The following is an 11746-nucleotide window of genomic DNA, read 5'->3' on the forward strand; positions in this document are numbered from 1 at the left end:
TGGCATCCCCCTCTAACAATAAATGATTCTCATTCTCATTATATTAATAATGATAATCAATTTCAATTGATTTTTTCTACTTTTATTTACATTTCACATTACTTATTTCAAATAAGGTGAAACTTTAATCAGTGAGGGTATTCATCCCCCACCTAACTTCTTTGTTTCCGCTGAATTTTGAGGCGGGGGGCTTACTGCCCGGCAAATAGCGGGATAAAGTGAAAGTTTAATGAGTCCTCACCAATCAGGCTTTTTCAGACAACCCACAAAGAGCGGAATAAATAAAAAAGCACAGATGACTATACAATCATCTGTGCTTTTTTATTATTTTTTAAAAATACCAAAAGGCTTTCCTACTGGTAAAACAACTTTTCCGAAGTGTGTATTTAACACTGCTGCAGCTGAACCGTAGAAAGATAATAATGAAATAAGAAGTTCAGAATATGCTGCTAAATTATGCATTGCATGCGGCATAACACCTAAAGTACTTAATGAAAGACCGATAAATAAGAAATCAATAAGGACGAAAATCATAAATAATACTTTATGTGTTTCCATTGCACCAATTGTCATAAAGATTGTGAAAATCAAATATCCGATAAAGGCTACACCAAGCTGTTTTGAATCTGCAGCTTGTGCTAATTTTTCGCCAAATACTCCAAGTTGAATTAACCAAGTCATTCCAACACCTAGCCAAAATAGACCGTACGCACCGAATGCTGTTGTACCGAATGTATTGTTATGCTTTGCATCATGAATGCAAGCAAAGATTTGTGCAAATCCTCCTAAAAAGATTGCCCACGGTAATACAAGTGAAACGCCATCTGTTAAGCCTAACTTTTGAGATGATGCTACAAGTGTTACCATCGCTAATCCAAATAGACCAATTCCAGATGGATCCGCTGTTGTCATTTTCACATGATGTGTAGTAGTTTGATTGCTCATATAAACCTCCTGATTATAAACATACTCGAATACAATACTTAAATCAGAAGACTATGTCAATGGTTTTTTTTGTATGTTGTCAGACGTTATATTTTATAATGATTAAATATATTTCTGACCACTTCATAAGGTTTTATATTCACTTTTCCAACTCGTTTATCGGTAGCCATAACGGAATATAATTTCCCCTACCTTCCAGCTGAAATTCCTCAGCTGTTCCGCTTCCGAACACTCCGCCTGTAATATAGGCAGCATAATAATATTCATTTCCTTTATATTTTACCTTTGCAATAAGGTGCTCCACTTGTATATGTACCCCTAATTCTTCGTATACCTCTCTTTTCGTTGCCTCTTCAGGCGTTTCACCTTCCTCAATCCCTCCGCCAGGAAAAACATAATATCTTTCCTCTTCTCGAATACGTTTTATAAGAGCGATTTTTCCTTCCTGTACAATGATAGCGGCTCCGCGATTTCTTATCATTTTATTACCTCAATACGAATCGCAACTGTTCCCCACTCTTTTTCTTGTTCTTTCGTATATATTTTGTATGTACTTTCTAACATTTCCTCTAAACTATCATTTTCACAATCCAATAATTTTTTATCGATTTGTTCATATATAGCTTTAAAGCTCTCGTATCGCTTTATTTCCGTTACTTTTACCGTCATCATTTCTGTTGTCTTAAGATTCGTAAATACGATTTCATCGTCTTTGTTTATTAGTTGACGTTTTTTATCGTATAGGCGTACTTCATATACTTTTTTCCCTGATCGAATTGACTGAAACGGTTTATTATATAAACCCATTTCGTATCGCATACATCCCACTCCCTTTTGTTCATTTCACCTATTAATACAGTTCACATTACTACATCTTGCATATAATATTCCATACGTATCACTTAATTGAGAAAGGAGGCTGAAGAAGCATGTTATATTTAAATCAAAAACCTGAATATAATAAATATGATATTGGTGATTATACTTATAGTAAAGTAGGGCCAACCATTTTTTCTTGGAACGATGAAACAAAATTGAAAATAGGTAAGTTTTGTTCATTAGCAGAAGAAGTCGTTTTCATACTTGGCGGTGAACATCGCGCAGACTGGATAACAACTTATCCATTTAATGCACTTTTTGATGAAGGAGCACATATTACTGGTCACCCTTCTTCAAAAGGTGATATCGTAGTTGGCAATGATGTATGGATTGGTTATCAATCCTGCATTTTATCTGGTGTTACAATTGGTAACGGTGCCATTATTGGTGCAAAAAGTGTTGTTACAAAAGACGTCCCTCCATATGCAATTGTGGCTGGTAATCCAGCAAAATTTATTCGATATCGTTTCCCGCAAGAAACAATTGACAAACTAGAGAATCTTGCATGGTGGGACTGGGACATTTCTGTTATAAAAGGAGCTATTCCATTACTACTTTCCGACAAAATCGACGAATTTTTCACCTCGCCCGAAAATGAATCTATATGATTAAAACAGAAAGAGCATCCAATTATTTTTCAGGATGCTCTTTCTGTTTTTATTTTTTATGTCCATGCAAATGATTACACGGAGAACATTGAAATGGAATCTTATCTAAGCAATTAAAGTTTGTTTCGCAAATTTGTTCAATCGTTGGAACAAATGGAATGACAACTATGTTACTTTCTACTATTTGTGTAACAGGTGGCAATACTGTGCCTACTTGATGTTCAAAACGAATACTCGCTTGATTTATATAATTTCCTGAACCATTTGGCGCGCTCTGTACTGCTACTTGGAACGAAACTGTCCTTGCTTCACCAGGATTTAAACTTCCGATAAGAAACCCTACTGCCGGGCTTACATTCGGCACTGGCGTATTATCAACCGTTACACTTCCAGGAACAAATCGAACACTACTATCTAACATATCTTGAAAACGAATATTTTGCATTACAGTATCACCCGTATTTGTGATGACTGTCGTAAACGTAATGACATCTCCAATTGTTGCTACCTGTAAATCTGCCGTTTTTACGACTGTCGTTGAGACATTTTGAGGAATAAACGGGATAACAACTGTATTACTATCACCTTCAACTACTACTGGCGGCTCATTCGGATTTACAGTTGCAAGCCCATTCGCTGTAGCAGTATTTGTAACTAAATTATTTACTTGCCCTCCTATTATTACAACTTGGAAATTAATAATTGCTGCATCATTTGGCTGAAAATCACCTAACGGAATACCAGTATTCGGATTAGCAAATGGAAGAGGTACATCATTTACAGTTACCGTACCATTTATAAATAGCGTATTCGGATCAATGATATCTGTTAACACAATATTGGTCACAGGAACTGTACTATCATTTATAACAGCGATTCCGTAAGTGACAACATCCCCTATCATTGCTACTTCAAAGTTTGCTCCTTTTGCAACAAATAAGATTGCAGTATTTACCGTCACTATAACTGTATTGCTTGTATCCATCACTGTAACTGGCGGCTCCCCTGGTACTAAAATATATTCTGCTAACGCCCCAGCAACGTTCACTACTGTACCACCATCCGGAAAACTTGTAATCGTAGCTTCATATGTTACAAGTGCCGTCTCACCAACTGGTATATCAGGTATCGTAAATCCAATCTGCGGATTTACCCCCGGTTGCGGAACCCCATTTATCGTTACACTATTTGGAACGAAATCAGCTTCCTGAGATAGCACATCGATAAATTGAACATTCATTGCATCAGCAGTACCAGTATTTAATATACGAACAGTATACGTTACCGTTTCTCCTACACCAACAACTGAATGGTCTACTTCTTTTAGCATATCTAAGCTACCTCTATTTACCGGCGTAACCGTCGTATTACTTGAATTTGTAATTGTAGACGGAGGTTCTCCTGGAATCAATTCGAAATCACCCGTTACTCTTGCTGTATTCATAATGCTACTAGAAGGCGGAACTGCGATTACATTTACTTCAAATGTAATTAATACACTATCCCCTACTGCAAGATCAGGCAATGCAAAGCCTACAAATGGATCTAAACCTACTTGCGGAATCCCATTTATTTGTACACTTCCAGGAACGAATTCTAAACTAGGTGATGGAACATCGATAAACTGAACATTCGTTGCTGTTACCGTTCCCGTATTTGTAACTTGCACACTATACGTTAACGTATCTCCTAATCGTGTCGCTTCTTTATTTACAGATTTTATAACGCTGAATCGTCCTCTATTCACTCTAGTTATCGTCGTATTACTCGGCTCTGTTACTACAACTGGTGGTTCTCCTGGCACTAAAGTAAAGCTTCCTGTTATATTTGCAACGTTCGTAATTGTTCCTGATGACGGGATGTTTGTAACTGTCGCTTGAAACGTCACTATAACTGTTTCACCAACTGGGATATCTCCAACTCCAAATCCAGTAATCGGATTTAAGTTTGGTTGCGAGGCTCCATTTATCGTTACACTATTTGGTACAAATGACGCCCCTGCTGAAATGGTATCAACAAACTGAACAGCATTAGCTGTTACTGTTCCAGTATTTGTTATTTGAACCGTATACGTTAATATATCTCCAACGAGAGTAGCAACCCTATTTACTTGTTTAATAACATTAAATTGCCCTCTATTTACAGTTGTAAGTGTTGTATTGCTCGGCTCTGTTACTATAACTGGTGGTTCTCCTGGTACTAATACAAAACTTCCAGTTACATTTGCCGTATTGGCAATTGTTCCGTTTGATGGCGCACTAACAACGGTTACTTGGAAGATGACTTCTACACTTTCACCTGGGTTTATATCTGGAAGCGGGAATCCATTATTCGGATTGAATCCAGGTTGTAACACACCGTCTATCGTTACAGTGTTCGGCACGAATGCTATAGAGGAAGGTAATACATCACTATATTGAACATTCGTTGCTGGCACTGTTCCTGTATTTTGAACTACTGTTGTATATGTGATTGTATCGCCTACTGCAACAACCGGCTGACTCACTGATTTTAAAACATTCAAACCAGGCTCATTGATTTCTGTTAATGTCGTATTACTTGTCGTTGTTTCCGTAATAGGCGGTTCTGTTTCACTTACAGCAAATGTAGCTGTAACGTCTACAAAATTAACAATCGTTCCACCTTCTGGTATGCTTGTAACCACTTCCTGATATGTGACAAGTACAAAATCATCGACAGGTATATCTGGAACTGTAAAACCAATGAAAGGATCTAATCCTGGTGCTGGTACCCCGTTTATGCTCACACTTCCTGGTACAAATGCTACACCCGCGGAAGTAGTATCGATAAATTGAACATTCGTCGCTGGCACTGTTCCGAAATTAAAAATCAATACATCATACGTTAATATTTCTCCTACCGTCGCTACTTCTTTATCTACTAGTTTCAACGGAAAAATAAAGGCTATATTAATTGTCGTAACGACTAAATTTGTTAATATCGTTTCCGTAATCGGTGGTTCCTGCGGATTTGGTTGTGAAGTAAATGTAACATCTGCATCATTTAATATGACTTCATTATCTGGAATTTCTGTAATCGTCACTTGGAATGTGACCTCAATACTTCCACCAGCGATTAATAATGGAGTAACTGTAAATCCTATTTCTGGATTTAAACCAAGTTGCTGCACTCCACCTATCGTTACACTATTGTCAACAAACGTCGTTCCTTCTGGTATGACATCTTGGAAGAACACATCTGTAACAGGGATAATTCCTACGTTTGAAATGAGCACAGTATACGTTAATACATCCCCAATGGCCCCAGTTGCAACATCAACTGTTTTTGTTGCAGTTACTTCACCAGGAGGAGGTAACGGTATTGTAACTACCGTTGTATTACTTGAATTCGTTGTTGTTACAGGTGGCTGTAAAGGATTTAATAAGAAAGTGGCTGTAGCAGATGCTGTATTTAATACCGCTCCACGTGTAGACGGTGCAACTACCGTAACTTGGAACGTTACTGTCAATGATGTTCCAGCTGCAATATTAGGAAGCGGGAAACCAACATTTGGGTCAAATCCAGGTTGTGGCGTTCCATTTATCGTTACACTATTTGCTACAAAAGTTGTTTCTAAAGCAATTGGATCAAGGAAAGAGACATTCGTTGCTGTTACTGTACCGTTATTTCGAATGACAACAGAATACGTGTAAGTTTCTCCAAGTGCTGCTTGTTGTACAGATGAAGATTTTTGTATATTTAACTGTGCTGTGTTTACTTGCGTCACTACAAAATTACTATTTGTAACAGTCGTTATTGGAGGGTTTGCTGGATTTATAAGAAAACTTGCAGTAACGTTCGATTGGTTTCTTATATTTCCACCGCTCGGAACACTCGTCACTGTAACTTGAAACGTAATCGTAGCCGTTTGCCCGACCGGAATATTTGGTACCGGGAAACCTAGCATAGGATCCGCGCCTTGCTGTACGACTCCATTTATCGTCACACTATTTGCTACAAAGGCAGTACCAGACGGAATTGGATCTTGAAAAACAATATTCGTTGCAGGAACAGTTCCTGTATTTTGAATAAGAATCGTATACGTTAACGTATCTCCTACACCGGCTTGTAGTGTATTTACACTCTTCATTACATTAAGTGATCCTACATTCACTCGCGTCACAACAATATTACTAATCGTTACAATTGTAATTGGTGGCTGGAGAGGACTTACTTGGAAATCAGCAGTGACATTCGCATTATTCGGAAGAACTCTATTTGGTGGTACACTCGTGATTGTCACTTGAAAAGTGACCGTCACCATTCCTCCTACTGGAATATTAGCAAGTGGAAATCCAGTTGTCGGGTTTAAACCTGGTTGAGGCGTCCCGTTTATTGTTACACTATTCGCTACAAAAGTGGTTCCAACTGGAATCGGATCAAGGAATGATACATTTGTCGCTGTCACCGTTCCACTATTTTGTATACGAACTGTATACGTTAACGTATCTCCTACACCGGCTTCAGTAGCACTTACACTTTTCATTACATTTAACCCTGAAGAATTCACGATCGTCATAACAGTATTACTTGGTACTGTTACAGTAATCGGCGGCTCTGTTGGATTTACAAGGAAATCTCCAGTTACATTCGCATTATTTACAACATTATTTCCTTGGGGAATTTCATCAATTAATACTTCAAATGTAACAATAACACTGGCGCCAGTAGGCAAATTATTTAATGGGAATCCAAGTTCTGGATCTGCCCCTTCTTGTAAAACACCATTCACAACTACACTATTTTCAATAAATAATGTCCCTTGGGGAATTGAATCTTGGAAAAATACATTCGTAGCTGGTACACTACCTGCATTTATGACTTCTATTGTATATACTAAAATATCCCCTACTGTTGCAACATCCGTATTGACTGCTTTCACAACTTCAAAGTTTCCTGATTGTACTGTCGTATTCACAACATTACTCGGTACATTGATTGTTACTGGTGGTTCATTCGGATTCACTTGAAAGCTTGCTGTTACATTTGCTTGATTTAAAATATCTTCATTTTCTGGATTCTGTACAATTACTACGTCAAATGTGACTACAACCGTTTGAGCCGCAGGAATATTCGGAAGAGAGAATCCTGTATTCGGATTTAGTCCACTTTGCTGTACTCCATTAATTGTTACAGAATTTGCAACAAATGAAACAGCAGAAGAAATAGGGTCTTGGAAAAATACATTTGTTAACGGAACATTCCCTGTATTTTGAACGGCAATTGTGTATGTTAAAGTGTCTCCTACTGCCGCTTGCGTTGTATTCACTTCTTTTATTACATTTAAACCGCCTGTATTAACTTGTGTCACAACTGTATTCGTTTGTCTATTAATCGTTATTGGTGGCTGATTTGGAATAACGACGAAATTAGCAGTTACATTTCCGCGATTCGCAATTGTGCCTCCTGATGGCGTTGATGTCACTCGTACTTGAAAAGTCACTGTCCTACTTCCGCCGGGAGATATATTTGCTACTGTAAACCCAGTCGCTGGATTTACCCCAGGTTGTGAAACCCCATCCACAGTCACACTATTTGCTATAAATGTCGTTCCAATTGGTATTGGATCTTGAAAAATAACGTTCGTTGCAAGTACATTTCCTGTATTTTGAATTGTTACCGTGTACGTAAGAACATCGTTAACCGTTGCAAAAGCTCTATCCACTGTTTTTCTCGTTGTTATATCAGCTATATTAATTGTCGTAACTACAGTATTACTTGTCGCTTGCCCTGAAACTGGTTGTTGACCAGGCACTGGAGTAAAGGTAAATGTTGCACTTGCACGGTTTGGAATTGGATTGACAAGAGGGTTCGATGTTACTCGAACTTGAAAGCGCACTACAGTCGTTTGCGAAGCATTAATACTTCCTAGATTAATACTACTTGCTGGATTCGCTCCTGGACGCGCTACTCCATTTACCGTAACGCTATTTGCGACAAATGTTGTTCCAGCAGGGATACTATCAACAAAAATAACATTGCTCGCAGTGACATTTCCATTATTTGTGATATTAACTGTGTACGTTAATACATCATTAAGCGTTGCCGTCTGTAAATCTACAGATTTCTGCATACTTATAGTTGCTTGATTCACTGTCGTTTGTACTGTGTTTGAAGAAGACGTACTTGTAATAGGAGGACTACCAACGAAAGGACGAAATTGATATGACACCATTGCACGATTTAAAATAGGATTGGGATTCGGGAATGATATTATTCGAACTTGAAATGTAACAATTCTTTGCGTGTTATTTGGGATTGTACCTAAATTAATTCCATTAGAAGGGTTTGCATTCGGCTGTGTTACTCCCCCTACCGTAACACTACCTGCAACAAACGTCGTTCCGTTCGGAATACTATCACGTAATACAACGTTTTCTGCACTTCCTGTTCCTGTATTTGGGACCGTAATCGTATAAGTGAGGGTATCCCCTACCCCTGCGACTGTTCTATTAACTGATTTAACAGGATTAATAATTGGACCTGTTGCATCAATTTGAACACCAAAACCAGCTGCTGCGTATCCATCTCCATTTGTAACAAATCGAACCGTTGCTGATGTTTGACTGTTTACTAAAGATGAGGAGGCATCTACATTCGTAATATCCCACCCTTGTCTTCGGACGGCCAAAGCTACCCCTAACGGCTGATTCAAATCTCCAAACGTGCCGCTCGTATCTAAATTTCCACTATCATTACAAATTTGTGACTGAAAGAAATTATTCGCAGGATTTCTCGGTCCGAATAATGCAACTGTAGCATTTGCATTCGGCCCAAAGCGAAGTTGATCTCCAACAATGTTAGAATCACCTTCTTGAGCAGTTACGAGCACTCTTCCTGTAACAGCTCCTGTTGCCGGCGTAGCAAAACCTGAAATTGTAGCATCAACTGGCGGGGATGAAGCATCGATAATTTCTTGACCTGCATATACTGACAAATTTCGAAGTGGTAAACTTGCATTTTGATACACAACCTCAAGCGTCCATCCAGCTGAACGACTGATTGTCGGGTCGGCTGAAGTTCTTGCAGCTGGCACAGCACCCGTTGTATATGTGCCTGCTCCACCTGCACTAACAAGATTTGTTACATTGGCAGAGCGAGCATAATAAAACTGATTTCCTACTGAACCTTGCTGCGCGGTAGCAGGATCTGGCGTAACAGAAAACGTCCCTGCTGGCGTTGTAAATGTAATGTTATCATTTAAAAATGGTAACACATCTTCCGTATCAGTCCGGAAAGTACCAGCCCAAACTAATTCTGCATATAATACACTGCTTCCCGCTGGAAGATTTAAAATTGCACTTGAAGAATTCAATTGCCATTCATCTGTTGTCCCTGCTGGGAACCCTGGTACTTGCAATGCTGTATTTACTGTCGTAAACACAGCAAGTGTACCAAAAATATTACCTGGTGCAGGTGATGTAGGGCTAAGTCCCAGCGTATTCCCAGTAAACGTGACGGCACCAGGTACTGTTGTCGTAAACCTATTTATAAAAGGCACACAATCATCTCATTTCAATTATAGTAAAAAGTGCTCTATACTATAAAATGTAGACAAACTATACAATGTACGTTGTCCAACAAAATTCCGCACATATGAGAGGGGTTTATAAAACTATGCGCTACGTTATCATAACAGGAACTTCACAAGGTTTAGGTGAGGCAATCGCTACGCAATTATTAGAAAAAAATACAACTGTCATCTCTATTTCTAGAAGAGAAAATCAAGAGCTTACAAAACTTGCAGAGCAATATAACAGCAATTGCATTTTTCATTCCCTAGATCTTCAAGATGTACATAACTTAGAAACTAACTTTAAAGAGATCATTCCATCTATTAAAAAAGACAATGTATCCTCTATTCATTTAATTAATAATGCGGGTACAGTTGCACCTATGAAGCCAATTGAAAAAGCTGAAAGTGAACAATTCATTACGAACGTTCACATTAATTTACTTGCACCTATGATTCTTACATCTACATTTATGAAACATACGAAAGACTGGAAAGTAGATAAACGCGTTATTAACATTTCATCTGGTGCAGGAAAAAACCCTTACTTTGGCTGGGGCGCTTATTGTACAACGAAAGCTGGTGTAAATATGTTTACACAGTGCGTAGCAACTGAAGAAGTGGAAAAAGAATATCCAGTAAAAATCGTCGCTTTTGCACCTGGCGTTGTTGATACAAATATGCAATCACAAATTCGCGAAACAAATAAAGAAGATTTCATAAATTTGGACCGCTTCATTGCATTAAAAGAAGAAGGAAAACTATTATCACCTGAATATGTTGCGAAAGCTATTCGTAACTTACTAGAAACTGAGGACTTCCCTCAAGGCGAGGTTATTAGAATCGATGAATAACAAAAAGGCGTGCTAAAATAGCACGCCTTTTTGTTCTACTTCTCTAAAAATATAAGCACAGACTCCGCAATTTGCTCATAACCAATTTCTTGATAAATTTTATTCGATGTCGGATTCGCTAAATCAGTATATAACGTAGTCGTCTTGTACCCTTCATCTAACATACGTTGACTAAGTGCCGCTACACACTTAGATGCGTATCCCTTTTTCCTTGCTTCTTTCGGCGTATATACAAAATTAACTGTTATATTATTTTTAGTTGGTCTCGTTTTTGCAGCTACAGAAACGAGTTTCCCATCCACTTCCAAACCAAACAGTCGATTTGTAGTTATTAATGTATATGCAGTTTGTTTTGCTTCTTCTTTCGTAGTAGGAAGCTTTACATCTTCACAAAATTGATATATCCACTGTTCTATTAATGGTAATTCATCATTATTTACCGCTCGAAAAAGTCCATTCGCATTACACTTCTTCTTTACTCTGTTCAACTCATACACACCTTGCTCCATTGCAACATTCATTTTCTTATTTTCTAATACCGCAATCTCTTCCGCTAATTTCTGTACAATTTTCTTATTACCGATCAATCCAGGAATATCCGGATATACTTTCGTTAACTCTTTTGCAAGTTCCTCAATAGCTACTCCCGAAATTTCAGAAGTTGCAACAATGATTTGTTTCTTCTCTTCTGTTTGCAGAAATACAACCGCAATTTCTTCTCCTTGTTTCGCTATCCCCATAAATGTTGGTTGTTGGACCATTTGTAATACACCTAATATGAGATTGTTTTCCTGCTCATTCTTTTCTAGAAATGGTGTAACATCTTCTTTAAAATGAAAAATCTCTTCATATACATGTAATTGAATCATCGACAATCTCTTCTCTCTATTTATATTTTAATTAAGTATTGGCGATTAATTCATTAA

At 38.0% G+C, this 11746-nt stretch carries 6 protein-coding genes and 1 pseudogene; 2 read left to right on the forward strand and 5 right to left on the reverse strand.

The features are described 5' to 3' along the window. Window positions 1-324: 324 nt before the first annotated feature. From GD442_RS16785 to GD442_RS16795, 3 genes and pseudogenes are all read right to left on the reverse strand, one after another. Window positions 325-945, reverse strand: a complete 621-nt coding sequence (locus GD442_RS16785; RefSeq protein ID WP_000070938.1) for an acetate uptake transporter — start codon at window positions 943-945, stop codon at window positions 325-327. Window positions 946-1031: 86 nt separating this feature from the next. Beyond that, window positions 1032-1426: pseudogene (locus GD442_RS16790) on the reverse strand (NUDIX hydrolase). Next, window positions 1423-1764, reverse strand: coding sequence for an ASCH domain-containing protein (locus GD442_RS16795; RefSeq protein ID WP_001268367.1), 342 nt, complete (start codon window positions 1762-1764; stop codon window positions 1423-1425). Before GD442_RS16795 ends, GD442_RS16790 begins: the two are co-directional and overlap by 4 nt. A 110-nt stretch (window positions 1765-1874) precedes the next feature. Between GD442_RS16795 and GD442_RS16800 the strand changes: the two genes are divergently transcribed. Next, a complete protein-coding gene (locus tag GD442_RS16800) occupies window positions 1875-2432 on the forward strand; it encodes a CatB-related O-acetyltransferase (protein ID WP_000966303.1) in 558 nt (185 codons plus the stop codon). Window positions 2433-2481: 49 nt separating this feature from the next. Here GD442_RS16800 and GD442_RS16805 read toward each other — a convergent pair whose 3' ends face one another. Continuing rightward, complete coding sequence (locus tag GD442_RS16805; protein WP_001115933.1) at window positions 2482-9954, reverse strand: DUF7507 domain-containing protein; 7473 nt, start codon at window positions 9952-9954, stop codon at window positions 2482-2484. 116 nt (window positions 9955-10070) lie between these two features. Here GD442_RS16805 and GD442_RS16810 point away from each other — a divergent pair, with 116 nt between their 5' ends. Continuing rightward, window positions 10071-10820, forward strand: coding sequence for a (S)-benzoin forming benzil reductase (locus tag GD442_RS16810; RefSeq protein WP_086407698.1), 750 nt, complete (start codon window positions 10071-10073; stop codon window positions 10818-10820). A 35-nt stretch (window positions 10821-10855) separates the two neighbouring features. Here the strand turns inward: GD442_RS16810 and GD442_RS16815 are convergent, their stop codons facing one another. Next, window positions 10856-11689 carry a GNAT family N-acetyltransferase gene (locus GD442_RS16815; protein ID WP_000615384.1) on the reverse strand — a complete coding sequence of 278 codons (834 nt, stop codon included), beginning with the start codon at window positions 11687-11689 and terminating at the stop codon, window positions 10856-10858. Between the last annotated feature and the right edge of the window lie 57 nt (window positions 11690-11746).

This window comes from Bacillus sp. A260 (genome assembly GCF_009861435.1).
Lineage (GTDB): Bacteria > Bacillota > Bacilli > Bacillales > Bacillaceae_G > Bacillus_A > Bacillus_A cereus.

Coding starts and splice junctions, on each gene's coding strand:
- GD442_RS16785 (WP_000070938.1), bottom strand. CDS start 945: ATGAGCAATCAAACTACTACACATCATGTGAAAATGACAACAGCGGAT.
- GD442_RS16795 (WP_001268367.1), bottom strand. CDS start 1,764: ATGCGATACGAAATGGGTTTATATAATAAACCGTTTCAGTCAATTCGA.
- GD442_RS16800 (WP_000966303.1), top strand. CDS start 1,875: ATGTTATATTTAAATCAAAAACCTGAATATAATAAATATGATATTGGT.
- GD442_RS16810 (WP_086407698.1), top strand. CDS start 10,071: ATGCGCTACGTTATCATAACAGGAACTTCACAAGGTTTAGGTGAGGCA.
- GD442_RS16815 (WP_000615384.1), bottom strand. CDS start 11,689: ATGATTCAATTACATGTATATGAAGAGATTTTTCATTTTAAAGAAGAT.